This window comes from Pseudomonas sp. GW821-FHT09C10, assembly GCF_059418085.1.
This window is the reverse complement of record NZ_JBWKPE010000020.1, coordinates 43,503-62,562: the sequence shown is the minus strand read 5'-3', so window position 1 is coordinate 62,562 and position 19,060 is coordinate 43,503. Positions and strand designations below refer to the sequence as shown.

Below are 19,060 nucleotides of genomic sequence, written 5' to 3'. Positions count from 1 at the left end.
GTGCCGATCAATCAGGCGGGGCGTGCAGCAGGTGGGCGATTCGGGCTTTGTCCTTGACCCCGAGTTTGCTGTAGATGGCGCGGATGTGATGGCGCACGGTATTGGGCGACATGCCCAGGTCGCGGGCGACTTCCTTGTAGGTCTTGCCTTCGCCGAAACCCTGGGCCACCGCATTCTCCCGAGGGCTCAGTTGCATCAGCACCGTACGGCTGCGGGCAGCCAGCAGGAGCAGGTCGCCGACCGTCGAGGCCTCGACCTGCAGGTGCTTGCCGTCATAGCCCCCGGCGTCCATCGCGACCGGCAGGCAAGGGCCGGTCCAGTCCGGCCATTCGCTCAGCAGCAAGTCGACGAAGCCACGTTCTGCACAGTGCAGGGTGCCGCGTTGGTCGCACACGGCAAGTGCGAGATTGCGCGGGTGGGTGAGGGCTTCGCGCATGGCCACCAGGGTACGAATCTGATTGGCTGAGACCGCCGCCACCAGATGCCGCATGAGGTTGTTCAGCAGCAGGCAGTCCTGCTCGGTAAAGCGTGGGGCGTCGGGCGCACGGTAGAGCGCGAGGTGATCGCTGAGGTGGGTTTGCGGGTCGATGTACACCACGCACAGCAATTCACCAATCGCGTAGCACGTGCCGAGCCAGTTGAGCCCGGGCCCGTTGGCGGGATTGCGCATGTCGACGATGACCGCCTGCCCCGGCACGTCGTGGACCCTGGCGATGGTCACATCGATATGGCGAATCGATTGCCAATCGGCCAGGTAGCTGCGGGGCAGGTTGTAGAGGTACGAGCTGTGTTCTTCCGGCAGGCCGTCAATCAGCGCAGCCCGGCCCCACCAGGCGCTGTCGAAGGGCAGCAACTGGCGGATGCAGCTCAGCGCCGCTTCGTGGAAGTGTTCTATGTCTTTGTCCTGCGCCAGGCGTTGGAGCTCCAGTGTCATCGCGCTGAATGCCTCCAGCAGGCTGGCGTGACCATGATCATGACGGCTCATTCGTATGTACCTCTGTGCGACATTCTTATTGTTTTCGTCACGAAGTCATTAAGGGCCGGAACGTCGTTTGGACGTGGGCAGGGCCTGGGGACAAGTATCGACGGGTTGAAAGCCGATCACCATCCTACAGATGCACGATAGCGCCCGACGCAGGGCTTTTTTGGATGGCAGCCACGCGCAAAGGCCTTGCAGGCTCGTACAAGCAATCACACTCGGTTTGCGATCAGATCCGGGGTTTCGACTCGATCAGAAAGGGCCAGGCCGATGTTCTTCAAGAAAAAACAGCCGATGCAGGACCTTGCCGCCGTCCTCAAGCAACTGCTGGCGGGGGAGGTGTTGGGAACCCAGGCACTGCACGCTTATCCGTCGGTGCAGGCCGACCTGGAGCAACTCGCCACACAACGTGCGCAGGCTGCGCGGCAGTTGCTGTTGCTCGAGGAATCAGCCCGCGATCAGGCTGCCGAAGGGGCGCGCAGCGAACAGGCACTTGCCGTGCTTCACCGGCAACTGGAGCAGGCCGGGCAGCGTGAACAGGCGCTGGAAGCCGAGTTGCGCGAGCATGCGCAGCGCGCCCTTGCGCATCAGCACGAGACGCAGATCTGGGAGCTGCTGCTCTGCACCATGACCGAAGGCTGCTGGGACATCACCGTGGTCAACGGTGACGTGCAGGACCCCGCCAGCCGCATGCGGATTTTCAATCAGTTCCGTCTGCTCCTGGGCTACGCGCCCCATGAGCTGCCCGATGGCTGGGACGCGCAGGTCAGCATCACCCACCCCGATGACCTGCCGAAGATCATGGCGATCTTCGACCGGGAAATCCTTGCGCCCCAGGGCAGCGGTGAGTACGTGTTTGAGTACCGGATGCGCCACAAGACCCGTGACTACATCTGGTGCAGGGAGCGCGGGCGGGCGCTGCGTGATGCGCAAGGTCGTTTGATGCGGGTGGTCGGCGCGGTGCGTGACATCAGCGACGAGCAGTCGGCGAAGACCACCCATCAACAGCTGCTCGCACACAATCAGGCCACCTACGGCCAGATCGCCACGGTGGTGAGTGTGATCAAGGGCATTGCCGACCAGACCAACCTGCTGGCCTTGAACGCCGCCATTGAGGCGGCCAGGGCCGGCGAGGTCGGGCGCGGGTTCTCGGTGGTGGCCGATGAGGTGCGCAAGCTGGCGGAAAACACCCGTCAGGCGACCCATCAGATCCAGACGATGCTGCACCAGCACGAACGTTAGGACGGAGCTGCGTCGCGCAGCTCCTGAAACGGGGTCAGAAGGGCACGGCCACGGTCAGCTGGCTGTAGAGGTTGGTGCCGTTGCCACCCACCTGGTTACCGCCGGTGTCGGCATCCTTCTTGGGTTGGTAGATGCCCACCAGCGGGCTGATGATCAGGTGGCTGTTGACCGCCCATTCGGCGTACAGGTCCAGCTCCCGAGCATCGAGGTTCAGCGCGTCGTGTTTGCGCAGGGTATTGAAGTCGAAGTACAGCGCGCCGACCGTCAGGTTCTCCAGGGGCGTCGCCTTGAGACCGACGTGATGGATGCCGGTATTGCTGTTGAACGGGCCGGCATAGTTGGAGGCGACTTCACCCTGGAACCAGGTGCCGTAGCCGGTGCTGAGCCCGGTGAACAGCGGGTCCCATTTTTGCGAGTAGCGGGTGTAGCGGTAGGTCACTTTTGGCGACCAACCGACATCGGCGAAGGTGTAGCCGGCCTCGGCGTACCAGGCTTTTTCCGGCCCCGCGTCCTTGTCTTGCCAGGCGTATTCGAAGGCGAAGCTGGCGTTGTCGATACCGGCGCTGCCTTCGCCGCGCACGCTGTAAGTGTCCAGGCCCTCACGCTGTTTCTGGAAGTCGCTGGCCCACTGGTCGGTGACGTTCATGCCGTGGACCCAGGTCAGCCCCAGCGTGCCGGCGGCGGCCGTGTAGTCGAGGGTGCCCGCCGCCAGTTCGGTTTCGGCCTGGGCGCGGTTGTCCGACTTGAGCCACAGCACCGAGCCGTGCAGGCCCTCTTGCCCGCCCAGGCGCAGCACCGCCGTGCGGTCGAAGGCGTGGCGTGCCGCCAGGTAATAGGCGCCGCCACGGTTCAGTGCACCGTCAGCCGGGCCCTTGCCGAGGTTGGGGCCGTCGTCGTTGATCAGGAAACCCCGGCCGATCTTGACCACCTGGCGCCCGACGGAGAAATCCACACCGTCCTTGCCCAGCGCCGGGAACAGGTCGGCCGAGCGCCATCCCAGGTAGGCGTCTTCGATTTTGGTGGTGCGTTCGCTGCCATCGGTGTTGCCCGCCGCGTCGCCATCGCCCCAGGTGCCGGAGCTGACCCAATTGAGCGCGCCATACGCGGTGCCGTGCCCGGCCAGGCCCTGGTCGCCGCTCACCCCGTACTTGATGAAACCCTCGCGCCAGGTCGAGCCGCCCGCTGTGCCGTCGTAGTTGTGACGGCTGTTGAACAGGCCGTAGACCGCCAGGAAGTCTGCATTCAAGTGGGTGTCCTCATCGGCGTACAGCTCATAGGCCTGGGCCGGTGAATGGCCGATCAACAGCGCGATACCCAGACCGACGGCCAAGGATTGCGTGCGTATTTTCAAGGTGTGCTCCATTGTTATAGTCCCCAGCTTGGTTAAGTCGAGGGCGCATTAAGATGACCCCAGGCGGAGGAAGTCTTTCACCTGCGTGCCACGCAATTGATCCTGCCCGCCAAGCCGCATGCCTTGGCAGGCAGCAACAAAAGCCACGGCAGACATGGGCAAGACGCTCGGTGCTCGGGAAGTGCACAGTGATTTTGCGCACGATGCCGTTTCGATCAGGGACTGGCTGGGGAGGGCTTTATCGCCGGTTCCTTGAACGGCTCGATGCATCCACTCAGAAATCCGCTTTCGAGGATCCGCACCATGTCGATCAATGACCGGCTCACACAGCATTTGAAACGCGGCAGCGTCGGGTTTCCGACCGCGCTGGCCAGCACCATTGGCCTGATCATGGCCAGCCCGGTGATTCTTACCGCGACCATGGGCTTCGGTATCGGCGGCAGCGCCTTCGCGGTGGCCATGCTGATTGCGGTGGTGATGATGCTGGCCCAGGCGACCACCTTCGCCGAGGCCGCCTCGATCCTGCCGACCACCGGCTCGGTCTACGACTACATCAATTGCGGCATGGGCCGTTTCTTTGCGATCACCGGCACCCTGTCGGCGTACCTGATCGTGCACGTGTTCGCCGGCACCGCCGAGACGATTCTGTCCGGGGTCATGGCCCTGGTGAACTTCGAACACCTCAACACCCTGGCGGAGTCCGCCGGCGGCTCCTGGTTGCTGGGGGTAGGGTTTGTCGTGGTGTTCGGCATTCTCAATGCCTTTGGCGTCAGCGCCTTCGGCAGGGCCGAGATCATCCTGACTTTCGGCATGTGGACCACCCTGATGGTGTTCGGCGTGCTCGGCCTGATCGCCGCACCGGCGGTGCAGCTGGAGGGCTGGTTCGGCGTATCGCTGGTGGGTACCGACCTGGTCACCATTCTGTCGCTGGTGGGCATGGCCATGTTCATGTTCGTCGGTTGCGAGTTCGTCACGCCGTTGGCCCCGGACCTGCGCAATTCGGCCAAGGTCATGCCCAAGGCCATGATTTTCGGCTTGTTGAGCGTGGCGACCTGCATGTTCATCTATGGCGCGGCGATGAAGCGCCAGGTGGAAAACGTGGTGCTGGATGCCGCCACGGGCGTGCACCTGCTCGACACGCCCATGGCAATCCCACGCTTTGCCCAGCAGGTCATGGGCGATATTGGCCCGCTGTGGCTGGGGATCGGTTTCCTGTTCGCCGGTGCCGCCACCATCAATACGCTGATGGCGGGCGTGCCGAGGATTCTCTACGGCATGGCGGTGGACGGCGCGCTGCCCAAGGTCTTCACTTATTTGCACCCGCGCTTCAAGACGCCGCTGCTGTGCATCCTGGTGGCGATGCTGATTCCGTGCCTGTATGCCCTGTGGTTGGGCGGCAACACCGACAACATCATGCACCTGGTGCTGGCGGCGGTGTGTGCGTGGAGTTTCTCTTACCTGCTGGTGACGCTGTCGGTGGTCATCCTGCGCATTCGTCGTCCGGACCTGCCACGGGCCTATCGTTCGCCGTTCTTCCCGTTGCCACAGATCCTTTCCAGCGTCGGCATCTTGCTGGGCATGTGGTTCATTACCCCGCCGGGCATGAACCCTGCGGACATTTATGTGCCGTTCGGGGTAATGCTCGGGATCACGGCTTCATACGCGCTGTTCTGGACACTGGTGGTACAGAAGGTCAATCCATTCAAGCCGGCTTCGGTAGAAGAAGTGCTGGCCAAGGAGTTTTCCCATGAGCCTGGCAACCCTCACAACCCTTATCTCGAGCAGGCTGCAAAAGCTGTCTGAGCTGCTCAGCGCCCAACGGGCCCCGTCCGGTTACCGGCCTGGGGTCACGCTTGAGTACGTGCGGCGCAACCTCGGGCTGGCGAGTTTCACCTCGACGGGGCCAGCCCAGGCAAGGTTTTGCCTGGACGACATCGGCCTTCAGGTCGACGTGGCCGAGCGCACCGAAGCGCAATTGCTGATGCACCTGGTGATGACCGAATTCAGGTTCACGGTGCCTGCCTCAGAGCAGGGCAGTGCGCGCTTTGAACTGCACCACAGCGGGTCGATCCGGCGCGCGGGGCTGGCCTGTCGGCAACGGGCGGGAGCGCCGGATTTGCTGGCCAGGCTCCAGGCGGCCTTGAACGATGACCCCGACCTGCATCAAGCGTTGATGGGGCTGGACTTCAAGCGCCTGCACCTCGATTTGAGCGGGCAGCAATGGCACGTACGGCTTGAACACATGGGCGGCAGCGAGGTGGTCAACCGCATGCCGGCGTTCCGGCGCTACATCCCCTTGAGCGGCGCGCAGCGGGCCGGGCTGCTCAGGGTACTGGCGGGTTTGCAGCGGGTATTGGGCGCGATCTGAGTTGAGGAATTGGCATCATTAGTGCTTCTACAGTCGGTATCACGGACTTGTTGCGCCTATATAGATAACATGTTAACTATTAGCCAACAAAAACAAGAAACCATTGTGGAGATGCCATGAGCACCTATCAGTCTGCGCACTATGGGTTGGAAACCTGGACTCGGGATCTGCGAGCGGCCTGCGGCCATTTCGACACGGAACTGGCCTTCAACCGCTCACTGTTCATCGGTGAGGTGTCCAAGCACTCCCGGGGCGGCCTGTCACTGGCCAACCTGCGCACCAACGCCGGCCTGATCAAACGCGAGCGGCCCAATGCCGATCACGATATGGACCAGCATTGCTTCCTGGTCAGCCAGCGCAGTGGCTATTGCCAGATCACCCAGAACGGCCAGGTCATTCAATTGGCCCCCGGCGATATGTTGCTGATGGACTCCACGGGTTCGATCGAGATCAGCCCCTTTGGCCTTATCGAACATGCCTCGCTGTCACTCTCGCGCAACGAAGTGTGCAAGCAGCTGGGCAGCGCCTCTAAGACCTTCGGCAAGATCTCTTCGAGCAAGGCCTGCGGGCGCATGCTCCACGTGTTGATGGACCAGCTGTGCCGCGAGGGCCTGGAGGGGCAGGATTCGATTGAAGAGGCCGAGGCGCTGCAAGCGGCGTTTGTTTCGCTGCTCGGTTCAGCCTTTGAACTGCATGACGCTCCAGGCGACAGCGCCACATCCTTGCACGGCAGCAACCTGCGCAGTTATGTGCAGAAAGTCATCGACGAGTCCCTGACCCAACCCGGCCTCAGTCCGGTAGGCCTGGCCAGCCGCCTGAACATCTCGGTGCGGCATTTGTACCGCTTGTTTGAAGAGCAGGACGACAGCGTCTGCCGCTACATCCAGCGTGCGCGGCTTAAGCGCAGCGCGGACGATCTGACCAACCCGTTCCTCAAGAGCGAGTCGATCACCTCGATTGCCTACAAGTGGGGCTTCACCGATTCCGCGCACTTCAGCCGCTCGTTCAAGAAGCAATTCGAGCTGTCGCCCAAGGATTTTCGTTCCACTCATCTGCAGCAAGCGGTCGGTGCGGCGTAGGGTATCGATGGATCAATGAAACCGCTCACCCTGTCGGCCCATAACATTTGCGCAGTCGCGGTCGAACACTTTGCCGCCCATGGCTATGACGCTTCATCGCTGAACGAAATCGCGGTCGGGGCGGGCATGCGCAAGGCCTCGCTGTACGCGCACTTTGTCAGTAAGGACGCGCTGTTTCAGACAGTCTTCGAGATTGCCCTGGCCCATGAACATCAGTACATCGCGCAGTGCTTCAAGGAAGAGGCCGGGCACCCCGGCGTGCCTGGGCAATTGCACCTTGAGCGGTTGCGCGGGCGCTATGCAGGGTCGGCGCACCTGCGCTTCCTGTTGCGCACGGCCTACTTTCCGCCGGCGGATATTCGCAGCGTGATTACGGCAGGATTTGAGGGCTACCTGGCGAGCATTCGCGAGGATTTCCAGCGTGCCGCGCAAGGGCGGTACCGGATGGTACGGCCCGAGGCGCTCGAGGTGTTTTGTGACGCTTACCTGGGTATCGTCGACAGCCTGCATGTGGAGCTGATCTATTCGACGCCCCAGGGTTACGTCAAACGGCTTGCAGCGTTGTCGCGGGTGTTCAGTGATTCACTGTCGCTGCTTGAAGGGGCGAGCGCTATTCAACGGATACACCGCCCCTTCCAGATTTGAACCGGTTTACATCCCGACAGAGGTCATTTCACCTCAGGCAGCGTCGACCCGCCGTCCACCACGATGGTCTGCCCGGTGATGTAGGTCGCCAGGTCGGAGGCCAGGAACAGCATGGCCCCGGCAATATCCTGAGCGGCACCGAGGCGTCCCAGGGGCACGCGGCTGGCGATGTCGGCATTGACCTGGCTGTCGCCCAGGTTATCCATGGCCGGCGTGGCAATCATCCCTGGCTCGACGCCGTTGACGCGCACCTGGTAAGGCGCGAGCTCCAGCGCGGCATTGCGGATAAAACCGTTGACCCCGGCCTTGGACGCCGCGTAGTGGCTGAGCCCCGCATAGGCGACCCGTGGCCCGGTGACCGATGAGGTGACCAGCACGCAGCCACCGCCCTGGCGTTGAAACATCGGCAAGGCGGCCTGGGACAGCCAGAACAGGGCCGAGAGATTCACCGCCAGCGTGCGTTCAAGAACGGCCGGGGTGATCTGCGCGAACGCTGTCAACGGAAAGTAGCCGGCGTTGTGTACCAGGATATCCAGGCGACCCCAGGCCAGCTCTATGCCCTGGATGCCTTCGAACACCGCCGTCGCGTCGGCCAGGTCCAGCGCGATGGCCTCGACCCGGCAGCCGCGCGCACACAAGCCCTCGGCCAATGCCTGGGCTTGTGCCAGGCGCAGGTCGGCGATCATGACGCGGGCGCCACGCCAGGCGAACGCCTCGACGATGGCCTGGCCGATACCCTGGGCGCCGCCGGTGACCAGCACGGTCTTGCCGCTGAAATCCAAGTCTTCAGGCATGTGCACGCTCCATATGGGCGTAAGCCAGCGTGGGTACATCGACAATGCTCGAACCGCCATCGGCGACCACGCTGGCCCCGGTGATGATCGCGGCATCCGGGCTGGCCAGGAAGCGGCATACCTTGGCGATTTCCTCGGCGCTGGCGGGGCGCCGCAACGGCACGTCGGCGCATACGCGGGCATAGGCTTGCTGCAGGGTGTCGCCATGGAAGCTCATCAGCGGCTGCATTTCCTCGTCGGCCATGGGCGTGGTAACCCAGCCGGGACACACCGCGTTCACGCGCACGCCACTTGGGCCGTAATCCCGCGCCAGGGAGCGATTGAGCCCGAGCAGCGCATGCTTGGCGGTGGTGTAGCCGCATACTTCGGGTCCGGCGGCCAGCGAGGCGATGGAGCCGAGCAGCACGATATTGCCGGCGCTTTCGATCAGCAGCGGCAGGCAGGCGCGAGCGCTGTAGAACGCGCTGTCCAGGTTGCTGCGCAAGGCCGCCTCCCAGGTGTGCGGACTGGTCTGGGTGGCGCTGCCCATGCCATGCCCGCCGGCGCAGGCCAGCAGCACATCGAGGCGGCCGTAGCGCTGAGCAATCTGCGCAACGAAACCCTCCCAGGTGGCCGGGCAGGCCGCATCGCCGACCAGCACCAGGCCGCCGGTGTCTTGTGCAACCTGCTCCAGCGGCTCGCGGCGACGGCCGATGAGCACCAGGTTGGCGCCTTCGGCGGCGTATAAGCGCGCGCAGGCGGCACCGATGCCCGTGCCGGCACCGGTGATGACAACGGTGCGTGGATCAGGCATCGGGATACTCCGTGCGGTTGAGCACTTGGCAGTAGGAGCTGACCGGAAAGTTCGACAGCTCATCGAACGACGCGCCGGCATAGCCGAAGATCTTGCCGTCGCTGCGGTGCTGTTGCAGGTCGATCAGCACCAGGCCGAGGGTCGGGATGATTTTTTCGCGCCAGACGAACAGGTACAGCTGATCGGCGATCTTGTAGTAGTGGCAGCGGTCGGTATCGCACAGGCCTTGCTCCACGCCCTTGAGGCATTGCCAGGCATAGAACTGATCGTTCAGGTAGATGTGCTCGTAGACTTCGCTGGGGCTGTAGCGATACAGGTTGCGCAGGCCGGTCAGTTCCTGGGTGGGCGCGTGCGGGCATTGGCCCAGCTGCCAGGGTTGATCCAGGCTGCCGTGCAGGAAGTCCACGTCCACCGAGGTCAGGGCCTTGCCGGCCAGGGCGCGTCTGTAGAGGCCTTGCTCGGTTTGTTCGCGGTCCGGCATGCGCCCGATCACGGCGGTGAACGACGACGTGGTGGTGTCCAGCACCAGGCTGATGGACCAAGCCTGGCCGGCTTCATGCTTGATGAAGTCGACCAGGTACAGGCCCGGGCGGACCGAGGTGGCGCGGTAGGCGGCCGAACCGCTGGAGTGACCGTCGGCGGCGTGCCAGTGCAACTGCTCGGTGTCGAAGCGATGCTCGATCTGCCAGCCGTTGGCGAAGTGCAGGGTGAAGGCCTTGCCGTTGAGGTCGGCAAGGTTGGGCAGGATAAACGCGTCGGGGGCAAAACCATCGGCGAGGGCGCCTACGGTGATCCAGTCGGATGAAGTGGTCATTGCATGGCTCCGGTTGAGGGAATGGACACCCCGGATCATGCGGTTGGCAACCTGGCGCGCCTATCAACCAAAGGGTTGAGGCGGCTTACAGAAACAGCGCGGCGACCAACTCGGTACGGCTGCTGACACCGGTTTGCGGAACAGGTGGATCAGGTGGGTCTTGATGGTGGGCAAGCCGACATCCAGCTCCAGGGCCAGTTGCTTGTTGCTCGCACCCTGGCGTAATAACCAGGCAATCTCGCGCTCTTTGGGCGTGAGCCCGGCCAATGCATCGTCGCAGGGCTGCATATTGGCCACGGCCATTTGCAGCAACGCCTGCAAGGCATTGAGCTGAGCCAGTTGGTCGAGGGTAAACACCCCTTGCTCCGCCGTGCGCAGCAAGGAGATGGCCGCCTGGGGCTGGTCGGCGCGATGGGCGACGATCTCCACCACATCGACCACACCATAGCGTTGCAGGAAGTCTTGATAGCGGCGGCTGTCACGCAGGGGCTGGCGGGCCATGGCGAACCCCAGCGGCACCACCGCCAGCCCGCTGGACAGGCAATTGCGCGGTTGCAACGGGTCGAATTGGCGGTAGTTGTCGAGGTAGTCGCGGTGCATCTCACCGCTCATGCCTTGCAGCCTGAAATCACGGGCCTGCAACTGGCGGTCGACACAATAGAACGCTGCCTGGCTGGCGGGCACCAGTTGAGTGAAAGCCTGCAGGCAATGGCCGGCGACTTCCTGAGCGGGGATGGCGTGCATGGTCAGTCACCTGCGCCGGAACAAACGCTGCCGGCCGAAGCCGGCAGAGGGGAGCGATCAGACTACCGCGAAATAGTGCTTCACAAAACTCTCGCTCACCACTTCCCACAGCACCGGTGTGCCCTGGGTCACGAACCAGCTGTCGCCGGCTTTGTAGCGGGTACTCTGGCCAGTACTTTCGTCGGTCAGCACCACTTCACCGGTGACCACCGTGGCCTGTTCGGCGAACGGGTAGACCATGCGGAACTTGCCTTGGGTGGTGCCGAAATAGGCGCTGCTGACGGCGTCGGTCGGGGCGCCGAAGGTCATTTTGCCAAAGGCTTTGACTTCGCCCTCGAGGATCTCGGAGCCGAGGTCGGCAACGGTGCCCCAGGCATCGAGGTCGGATAATTGGATGTCTTTCTTCAGGGTGGTAACGGGCATGGCAGTTCTCCTGTGAATGAAACAGTGGGGCTCAACGGCGACCGTTGAAGTAGCCCGAAAGTTGGTGAAGGCTTTTGCCGGCCGTGAGCAGCAGCGGGCGGATATGGTCCTTGCCCAGGATCTGCGCATGCTTGACCGCGCTGATCAGGTCGTAGCGCGACGAGCCTTCGCTCATGCCTTCGGCCAGGACCTTGCAGATGATGTGGCTGGGCGTGACCCCGAAGCCGGCGTAGCCCTGCACATAAAAGGCATTCGGACGCCCGCTGAGCGTGCCGATCTGCGGGAACAGGTTGGCCCCGGTCGCCATCGGCCCGCCCCACGCCAGGTCGATCTTCACGTCCTTGAGGTAGGGGAAAATCTTCAGCATCAGGTTGCGGTTCCAGGCCTTGAGGTCCAGCGGGATGTGTTCGACAAAAGGCGTGGCGGCACCGAACAGCAAGCGGTTTTCGTTGGTGACCCGGTAGTAGTCGATCACCGGGCGGATATCGCTGTAGGCGCCGCGTATCGGGCTGATGCGGTTGATCAGCTCGTCGGATAGGGGTTCGGTCATCAACTGGAAGGCGTAGGTATTGACCGTGGTCTTGTGCAGTTCCGGTTCCAGCTTGTTGAGAAAGCTGTCGCAGGCCCACAGCAACTTGGAGGCCTTGACCGAGCCTCGGCCGGTGCGCACGGTAATGCGTTCGCCATAACTGACTTCCAGGGCCGGGCTGTGCTCAAAGATGCGCACACCGTGGCCGGCCAGGGCCTTGGCTTCGCCCAGCAGCAGGTTCAGCGAGTGCACGTGCCCGCCGCCCATGTGCAGCAGCGCGCTGGTATAGGCGTCGGAACCGATGATCTGCTTGACCTCGGAGCCGGCCATAAAGCGGATTTCGTCCTTGGTGTTGATCGACTTGAAGTCCTTCTCCCAGGCGCGCAGGGTTTTTTCCTGGCGGGCGTTGAAGCCCATGTAGCCGTAGCCGTGGCAGAAGTCGGCGTCGATCGCGTACTTGGCGATGCGATCCTTGATGATGCCGGCGCCCAGCTCGCTGATTTCAAAGATCTGGCGCAGGCCTTCGTCGCCGACCTGGTTCTTGATTTTCTCCAGGTCATGGCCGATCCCCGCCATGATCTGCCCACCATTGCGACCCGTGCCGCCGAAACCCAGGTAGCGCGCTTCGAGCACCACAATGTTGGTGATGCCTTTTTCGGCCAGTTCCAGTGCGGTGTTGATGCCGGAGAAACCGCCGCCAATCACCACCACATCGGCTTCCACGTCCTGTTCGAGGGTGGGGAAGCTGAGGTTGTATTTCTTGGTTGCCGAGTAGTAGGTCGGCGTTTCGATATTGATCATGGCGCAGCCTGGAAAAGTGAAGGGAAACTCACTGCAGAGCCGACACGAAGCTCTGTGCCTGTTGGGGTGTATTAGGTGCCTTCCGCGCGGTAGGTGTCTTGATTCTGTGTGCCGCCGCTCTTGACCGTGGCTGCCAATCATCAACCTTGAATCCGGCCGCGCGGTAAAGCCGCACACGGGTAACAATCGCCAATGCTAGAATGTTGTTAATCTGTTAACCAATTGCGACGCCGCCATCCATGTCCAAACCGCGCCAATCCCTGACCCTCACCTTGCTCCATGCGCGTGAAGCCGCCATGGGGTTTTTTCGCCCTTCGCTCAATCAACACGGACTGACCGAGCAGCAATGGCGGGTCATTCGGATCCTCAGCCAGCATGAGGAGCTTGAGATCAACCGCCTGGCCGAGCTGGCGTGCATCCTCAAGCCGAGCATGACCGGGGTGCTGGTGCGCATGGAAGCGGCAGGCATGGTGGAGCGGCGCAAGGCGCAACAGGACCAACGCCGCGTGCTGGTGCGGCTGGCCGAGAAGGGCCGAGCCTGTTTCGACTCCATGAGCCAGAGCATGGAAGCCAATTACCAGCGCTTGCAGGCGGGGTTTGGCGAAGAGAAGTTGCAGACCTTGCTGACCTTGCTCAACGAACTGAAAACCCTCAAGCGCTAGTTAAGCTAGCCCCACAGCTGCCGCGCGCAAGCGAGGCTGCGTCAGTAGACGCCGCCGGCCGCGCTGGCAGGCGCCGGTGAGTCCTTGAAGGCCGCCGCCAGGCTTTGCAGCCCGCGCATCAGCACGGTGGTGTCCACGCCCACCGCCACGAACGCCGCGCCCAGTTCGATGTAGCGCCGGGCCAGTGCCTGGTCGGCGCTGAGAATGCCGGCGGCTTTGCCGGCGCTGCGGATGCGCGCGATGGCGTCTTCGATTGCCGCCTGCACCTCGGGGTGGCCGGGGTTGCCGCGATGGCCCATCGAGGCGCTCAGGTCCGCCGGCCCGATAAACACCCCGTCGACGCCTTCCACCGCCGCAATCGCCTCCAGGTTGGCCAGGCCCTCGCGGTTTTCGATCTGCACCAGCAGGCACATCTGCTCATCGGCGTGGTCGAGGTAACCGGCAATGCTGTTCCAGCGTGAAGCCCTGGCCAGCGCACTGCCGACGCCGCGCACGCCCTTGGGCGGATAATGGATGGCTTTCACCAGCGTACGCGCCTGTTCTGCGCTCTCCACCATGGGCACCAGCAAGGTCTGTACGCCAATGTCGAGGACTTGCTTGATCAACGCGGTGTCGCCGATCACCGGGCGAATCACCGGCTGGCTGGGGTAGGGCGCCACGGCCTGGAGCTGGCCGAGCAGGCCGCGCAGGTCGTTGGGCGCATGTTCGCCGTCGATCAGCAGCCAATCGAAACCGGCGTTGGCGGCCAGTTCCGCGCAATAGGCATCGGCCAGGCCCAGCCACAGGCCGATCTGGGTTTCACCGCTGCGCAGGCGATGTTTGAAGGTGTTGACAGGCATGTCCATGAGCACTCTCCGGTTAAACGAATCGGCAGGCAATCGACCCCAGCATGTCGTAGTCGACATGGAAGGTATCGCCAGGGTTGGCCGCCACCGGGCGGGTGAAGGAGCCACCCAGGATGATTTGCCCGGGTTGCAGGGTGACGTCATAGGCGGCCAGTTTATTCGCGAGCCAGGCCACGCCCTTGGCCGGGTGATTGAGCACGGCGGCGGAGACGCCGGACTCTTCGATCACACCATTGCGGTAAAGCACCGCCGGCACCTTGCGCAAGTCGATCTCGGTGGGCCGCACGGCCCGCCCGCCCATGACCACGCCGGCGTTGGCGGCGTTGTCGGAGATGGTGTCGAACACCTTGCGGGTCTCCTTGGTGTGCGGGTCGACCTGCTGGATGCGCGCATCGATGATCTCCAGCGCGGGGATCACCCATTCAGTGGCGTCGAGCACGTCGAACACCGTCACGTTCGGGCCTTTCAGCGGTTTGCCCAGGATAAATGCCAGCTCCACCTCGACGCGCGGCACGATAAAGCGCTCGAAGGGGATGTCGGTGCCTTCATCGAAGAACATGTCGTCCAGCAGCGCACCGAAATCCGGCTCGGTGATATTGGACGAGACCTGCATGGCCCGGGAGGTCAGGCCGATCTTGTGGCCGACCAGCTTGCGCCCGTCCTTGATTTTTTGCGCGACCCAGGCGCGCTGGATGGCATAGGCGTCGTCGAGGGTGATCGCCGGGTGATCGAGGGAAAACTGACGCACCTGTTCGCGTGAGCGTTCGGCCTGGTCGAGGCGCGCGGCGGCTTGCAAAATGAGCGATTGATCAAGCATGGCAAGAGTCTCTTATTGAGGGTTGACGATGGCCGCCCGGGTGCGCAGCACCAGCAGGCCGCCAAGAGCAATGAGCAGCGCCAGGACGTACAGGGCCAGGCTGGCGCTCTGGGTGGTGTCGCGCATCCAGCCGATCAGGTAGGGCGCGAAGAATGACGCGATGCTGCCGAACGAGCTGATCAGGGCGATCCCGGCGGCCTGGGTGTTATTGGAGAGGAACGCGGGAGGCAGTTGCCAGAACATCGGCAACGCCGCGCTGGCGCCCATGCCGGCGACGATCAGGCCGCCCAGCACCACGGCCGGGTTGGCGGGGGCGAGCCCGGCGATGGCAATGCCGGCGGCCGACATCAGCAAGGGCACGCACAGGTGCCAGCGGCGTTCACGCTGGCGGTCGGACGAGCGCCCGCAGCCGATCATGAAAAAACACCCGGCCAGGTACGGCACCGCACTGAGCAGGCCGACCTTGCCGTCGCTGCCGATGCCGGCGCCGTGGATCAGCGTCGGCATCCAGAACGCCAGGGTGTTGACCGCCAGCATCACCGCGAAGTACACCGCCACCAGCAGCCACACCTGTGGGTTGCTGAGAATGGCGGAAAACGAGGTGATGGATTTGCGGTGTTCTTCCCGGTGCAGTTGCTCGCGCAGGTGTTGCTTCTGTTCCGGCGCCAGCCACTTGACCGTCTCGAAGCTGTCCGGCAGGCACTTGAGCACCACCAGCCCGAGCAGAATCACGGGGGCGCCTTCGATGACGAACATCCATTGCCAGCCGCGCAGGCCGCCCAAGTCGTGGAAGTGTTCAAGGATGCCGCCGGAAAGCGGGCCGCCGATCACCCCGGCCATGGGCACTGCGATGGCAAACAAGGCGGTGACTTGCGCGCGACGCCCGGCCGGGTACCAGCGGTTCAGAAACACCAGGATGCCCGGGAAGAAACCGGCCTCGGCCACCCCCAGCAAAAAGCGCAGCACATAGAAGCCCATGGCGCTGTCGATCAGGAACATGCAGGTCGACAGCACGCCCCACACCACCATCAGCGTGGCAATCCACCGCCTTGGGCCCACTCGGTCCAGGGCCATGTTGCTGGGGACGCCGAACAGCGCGTAGGCCACGAAGAACAGGCCGGCGCCGAAGCCATAGACCGTGTCGCTGAAGTTCAAGTCCGCGCTCATCTGCATCTTGGCGAAGCCGATGTTGATGCGGTCGAGATGGGCGAAGAGGTAGCAGATCAGCAACAACGGCATCAGCCGCCAGGTGATGGTGCTGTGAGTACGGTCGCTTGCGACCTGGCCGAGGTTGTCGGCGGTATGGGCTGTGCTCATGGTTTTATACTTTTTATCTGAGAGGCCGAGGGTGTGAACGGGCAGGGCGCCTTAACCGACCTGCGCCTTGAGGAACGCATGCACGTTGTTCTGCTTGAAGTTGAGCTGTTCGTGCAGTTCGAGCATTTCAAACGACAAGGCCAGCAGGCGCTGGGCCTGAAGCGCGGCGAAGTGCTGGGTGATGACCTCGAACAGGCGCTCGGCGACTTGCTGGCGAGTGGCCAGGTCGCGGCCATGGCCGACCTTCAACGTCATGTGCACGAAGGCGTAGTCATGCTTGCCGTCGGCCATGCGCCAGGTGTCCAGGCGCACGCCACGGCTGCGGATGCCGCCCAGGGGAAACACGCCGCTGTCGCCCAGGCTGGCGTGGACTTTTTCAAACAGGCCCGGCAGGTCGGCCTGCTGTTCGATGTTGTCGGTGTATTCAGCGATGAAGTGGGGCATGAACGGCTCCTTCAGGCCGCGCGGGGATGCCGCGCGGCCATGCGGTCAAACAGGGAAAATGGCGTTGATCTGCCCGGTGCCCGAGCTGCCGAAGGGTTCGGTGATGATCTCGGCCGGCTTGTCGTAGTCCGGCCCGCCGAGCAAACCGAGAAGCATGGCGGTGTCGTGCATCTTGCCTTCGCCAAAGCAATGCTCGGCGTAGTCCGGGAGCATGGCGCAGAACTCTTTCCAGCGGCCCTGGCGCCACAGTTCCACCACATGCAGGTCGACCTGCTTGTCGAATTCACGGGTCCAGTTATGAATATTGGCTTCGGCATTGCGGTCGTCGGAGAAGCGGTGCGACAGCGAACCCGAGGCCAGCACCACGACTTTACGGTCGCTCTTCTCGATGGCCCGGCGCACGGCGGCGCCGAAGGTGAAGCTGTCTTGCAGGCGATGCCAGGCACACCAGGCGGCAATCGAAACGACGTTGAAGGTCTGCTCGTCCGGTACGCCCATGTGCATGTAGCGCATCGGCACCAGGGTGCCGTACTCCAGCTCCAGGCTCGGGATGTTGTGGGCCAGGGTGCGCACGTCGGCGGCGTTGGCCTCGGCGGCGATCAGTTCGCCCAGCTCCGGGCAGCCGGGGTATTCGTAGGCCATGTTCTTGATGAAGTGCGGCAGTTCGTTACTGGTGTAGATGCCCTTGAAGTGCTCGCCGCTGTTGACGTGATAGGCGCTGTTGACCAGCCAGTGCACGTCGAACACCACGGCGGTATCGGCGCCCAGCTCGCGGGCGCGCCGACCGATTTCCTTGTGCCCGGCAATCGCCGCTTCGCGGCAGCCGTGGTGCTTGCCAGGCAGCTCCGACAAATACATCGAGGGTACGTGGCAGATTTTCGCCGCCAGGACGACTTCGCCCATGATGATGCTCCTGAAATTGTTGTTGTTGTCGTCGGGGGACTGGTGTTGCTCAGACGCCCCAGCGTGGAATGTGATGGCTGCCCATCGAGATACACACGTTCTTGATCTCGGCGAACACTTCGAAGCTGTACTGGCCGCCTTCACGGCCGGTGCCGGAGCCCTTCACGCCGCCGAACGGTTGGCGCAGGTCGCGCACGTTCTGGCTGTTGATGAACACCATGCCCGCTTCGATGCCATAGGCCAGACGATGCGCCTTGCCGATGTCCTGGGTCCAGATGTAAGACGCCAGGCCGTATTCGGTATCGTTGGCCAGTTGCAAGGCTTCGGCTTCGTCCTTGAACGGAATCAGGCATACCACCGGGCCGAAGATCTCTTCCTGGGCGATACGCATGGAGTTGTTCACGTCAGCGAACACCGTGGGCTGGATGAACTGGCCCTTGCTCAGATGCGCCGCCAGGTTGGCCGGGCGCTCGAGGCCACCGGCGAGGAGAGTGGCGCCTTCTTCGAGACCGATCTTGATGTAGCCGGTGACCTTGTCGTAGTGGGCCTGGGTGATCATCGAGCCGACTTGGGTTTTCGGGTCCTGCGGGTCGCCGACGATCAAGCGCTTGGCGCGTGCTGCAAACTCGGCGACGAACTGCGGGTACACGCTTTCCTGGATAAAGATCCGGCTGCCGGCGGTGCAGCGTTCGCCGTTGAGCGAGAAGATGGTGAACAGCGCGGCGTCGAGGGCGCGTTCCAGGTCGGCATCTTCGAAGATCAGCACCGGCGACTTGCCGCCCAGTTCCATGGAGTACTTTTTCAGCCCGGCGGTCTGCATGATTTTCTTGCCGGTGGCGGTGCCGCCGGTGAAGGAAATCGCGCGGACATCGGGATGACGCACCAGGGCATCGCCGGCGGTGGCGCCGTAACCCTGGATGACATTGAGCACGCCCTTTGGAATCCCGGCTTCCACCGCCAGGCGCCCCAGTTCGTTGGCGGTCAGCGGCGACAGCTCGGACATTTTCAGCACCGCGGTATTGCCCAGGGCCAGGCACGGCGCGGTTTTCCAGGTGGCGGTCATGAACGGCACGTTCCACGGCGACACCAGCGCGCAGACACCCACCGGCTGGTACAGGGTGTAGTTGAGCATCTGGTCATCGACCGGGTAGCTGTGGCCGTCCATGCGCGTGCAGACTTCGGCGAAAAAATCGAAGTTGTGCGAGGCGCGGGGAATCAACACGTTTTTGGTCTGGTGAATCGGCAGGCCGGTGTCGAGGGTTTCCAGTTCGGCCAGGTGCGGCACGTTCTGTTCGATTAGTTCACCCAGCTTGCGCATCAAGCGCGCCCGTTCCTTGGCCGGGGTGCCGGCCCATTTCGGGAAGGCTTCCTTGGCCGCCGCCACGGCTTGCGCGACTTCCTCGGCGCCGCCGCTGGCGACTTCACCGATGGCTTCGCCGGTGGCCGGGTTGTAGTTGACGAACACGTCTTTGCTTTCGACCTCACGGCCGTTGATCCAATGTTTGATCAT

18 protein-coding genes and 3 pseudogenes are annotated in these 19,060 nt (G+C 63.1%); 7 read left to right on the top strand and 14 right to left on the bottom strand.

Annotated elements, in window-relative coordinates:
- Nucleotides 1-7: 7 nt before the first annotated feature.
- Complete coding sequence (locus tag AC07OT_RS28695) at nt 8-985, bottom strand: helix-turn-helix transcriptional regulator (RefSeq protein WP_141157321.1); 978 nt, start codon at nt 983-985, stop codon at nt 8-10.
- A gap of 264 nt (nt 986-1,249) precedes the next feature.
- On the opposite strand from AC07OT_RS28695, the pseudogene AC07OT_RS28690 reads away from it, so the two are divergent.
- Nucleotides 1,250-1,912: pseudogene (locus AC07OT_RS28690) on the top strand (PAS domain-containing protein); the annotation flags it as partial.
- Nucleotides 1,913-1,921: 9 nt separating this feature from the next.
- A pseudogene (locus tag AC07OT_RS28685) lies at nt 1,922-2,209 on the top strand (methyl-accepting chemotaxis protein); the annotation flags it as partial.
- Between the two features lie 46 nt (nt 2,210-2,255).
- Here the strand turns inward: AC07OT_RS28685 and AC07OT_RS28680 are convergent.
- Nucleotides 2,256-3,584, bottom strand: a complete 1,329-nt coding sequence (locus AC07OT_RS28680; protein WP_141157322.1) for an alginate export family protein — start codon at nt 3,582-3,584, stop codon at nt 2,256-2,258.
- A gap of 291 nt (nt 3,585-3,875) precedes the next feature.
- On the opposite strand from AC07OT_RS28680, the gene AC07OT_RS28675 reads away from it, so the two are divergent.
- The 4 genes from AC07OT_RS28675 (at nt 3,876) to AC07OT_RS28660 (ending at nt 7,664) form a co-directional block, all read left to right on the top strand.
- Complete coding sequence (locus tag AC07OT_RS28675; protein WP_141157323.1) at nt 3,876-5,375, top strand: APC family permease; 1,500 nt, start codon at nt 3,876-3,878, stop codon at nt 5,373-5,375.
- On the top strand, nt 5,320-5,940 hold the full coding sequence (locus AC07OT_RS28670; RefSeq protein WP_495109655.1) for a DUF3156 family protein: 621 nt from the start codon (nt 5,320-5,322) through the stop codon (nt 5,938-5,940). The genes AC07OT_RS28675 and AC07OT_RS28670 overlap by 56 nt, the downstream gene beginning before the upstream one ends.
- A 116-nt stretch (nt 5,941-6,056) precedes the next feature.
- Nucleotides 6,057-7,019 (top strand): transcriptional regulator FeaR, encoded by a 963-nt coding sequence (gene feaR / locus AC07OT_RS28665; RefSeq protein WP_065939648.1) that lies wholly within the window; start codon nt 6,057-6,059, stop codon nt 7,017-7,019.
- Nucleotides 7,020-7,034: 15 nt separating this feature from the next.
- Nucleotides 7,035-7,664 (top strand): TetR/AcrR family transcriptional regulator, encoded by a 630-nt coding sequence (locus AC07OT_RS28660; protein WP_495101927.1) that lies wholly within the window; start codon nt 7,035-7,037, stop codon nt 7,662-7,664.
- A 23-nt stretch (nt 7,665-7,687) separates the two neighbouring features.
- On the opposite strand, the gene AC07OT_RS28655 is transcribed toward AC07OT_RS28660, so the two are convergent.
- From AC07OT_RS28655 to AC07OT_RS28630, 6 genes and pseudogenes are all read right to left on the bottom strand, one after another.
- Complete coding sequence (locus tag AC07OT_RS28655) at nt 7,688-8,458, bottom strand: SDR family oxidoreductase (RefSeq protein ID WP_495109654.1); 771 nt, start codon at nt 8,456-8,458, stop codon at nt 7,688-7,690.
- Nucleotides 8,451-9,251 carry an SDR family NAD(P)-dependent oxidoreductase gene (locus AC07OT_RS28650; RefSeq protein WP_495109653.1) on the bottom strand — a complete coding sequence of 267 codons (801 nt, stop codon included), beginning with the start codon at nt 9,249-9,251 and terminating at the stop codon, nt 8,451-8,453. The genes AC07OT_RS28655 and AC07OT_RS28650 overlap by 8 nt, the downstream gene beginning before the upstream one ends.
- Nucleotides 9,244-10,065 (bottom strand): molybdenum cofactor biosynthesis F family protein, encoded by an 822-nt coding sequence (locus AC07OT_RS28645; protein ID WP_495109652.1) that lies wholly within the window; start codon nt 10,063-10,065, stop codon nt 9,244-9,246. Before AC07OT_RS28645 ends, AC07OT_RS28650 begins: the two co-directional genes overlap by 8 nt.
- 85 nt (nt 10,066-10,150) lie before the next feature.
- Nucleotides 10,151-10,809 (bottom strand): annotated as a pseudogene (locus tag AC07OT_RS28640) (response regulator transcription factor).
- A 57-nt stretch (nt 10,810-10,866) separates the two neighbouring features.
- Complete coding sequence (locus AC07OT_RS28635; protein WP_141157328.1) at nt 10,867-11,232, bottom strand: cupin domain-containing protein; 366 nt, start codon at nt 11,230-11,232, stop codon at nt 10,867-10,869.
- 31 nt (nt 11,233-11,263) lie between these two features.
- The gene (locus AC07OT_RS28630; protein WP_027603486.1) at nt 11,264-12,562 is read right to left on the bottom strand and encodes an NAD(P)/FAD-dependent oxidoreductase; all 1,299 of its coding nucleotides are present in this window, start codon (nt 12,560-12,562) and stop codon (nt 11,264-11,266) included.
- 239 nt (nt 12,563-12,801) lie between these two features.
- On the opposite strand from AC07OT_RS28630, the gene hpaR reads away from it, so the two are divergent.
- Nucleotides 12,802-13,224: a homoprotocatechuate degradation operon regulator HpaR gene (hpaR, locus tag AC07OT_RS28625; protein WP_098479854.1), complete on the top strand. Its 423-nt coding sequence runs from the start codon at nt 12,802-12,804 to the stop codon at nt 13,222-13,224.
- A gap of 41 nt (nt 13,225-13,265) precedes the next feature.
- On the opposite strand, the gene hpaI is transcribed toward hpaR, so the two are convergent.
- From hpaI to hpaE, 6 genes are read right to left on the bottom strand one after another with little or no spacing between them, the layout of a single operon-like run.
- A complete protein-coding gene (hpaI, locus tag AC07OT_RS28620; protein WP_495109651.1) occupies nt 13,266-14,069 on the bottom strand; it encodes a 4-hydroxy-2-oxoheptanedioate aldolase in 804 nt (267 codons plus the stop codon).
- A gap of 13 nt (nt 14,070-14,082) precedes the next feature.
- On the bottom strand, nt 14,083-14,886 hold the full coding sequence (hpaH, locus tag AC07OT_RS28615; protein WP_495109650.1) for a 2-oxo-hept-4-ene-1,7-dioate hydratase: 804 nt from the start codon (nt 14,884-14,886) through the stop codon (nt 14,083-14,085).
- A 12-nt stretch (nt 14,887-14,898) separates the two neighbouring features.
- Complete coding sequence (locus AC07OT_RS28610; protein WP_495109649.1) at nt 14,899-16,203, bottom strand: MFS transporter; 1,305 nt, start codon at nt 16,201-16,203, stop codon at nt 14,899-14,901.
- A 51-nt stretch (nt 16,204-16,254) separates the two neighbouring features.
- Nucleotides 16,255-16,647 carry a tautomerase family protein gene (locus AC07OT_RS28605; protein WP_098479852.1) on the bottom strand — a complete coding sequence of 131 codons (393 nt, stop codon included), beginning with the start codon at nt 16,645-16,647 and terminating at the stop codon, nt 16,255-16,257.
- Nucleotides 16,648-16,692: 45 nt separating this feature from the next.
- Nucleotides 16,693-17,550, bottom strand: a complete 858-nt coding sequence (gene hpaD, locus AC07OT_RS28600; RefSeq protein WP_074845900.1) for a 3,4-dihydroxyphenylacetate 2,3-dioxygenase — start codon at nt 17,548-17,550, stop codon at nt 16,693-16,695.
- Between the two features lie 49 nt (nt 17,551-17,599).
- Nucleotides 17,600-19,060 (bottom strand): 5-carboxymethyl-2-hydroxymuconate semialdehyde dehydrogenase, encoded by a 1,461-nt coding sequence (gene hpaE, locus AC07OT_RS28595; protein WP_169899646.1) that lies wholly within the window; start codon nt 19,058-19,060, stop codon nt 17,600-17,602.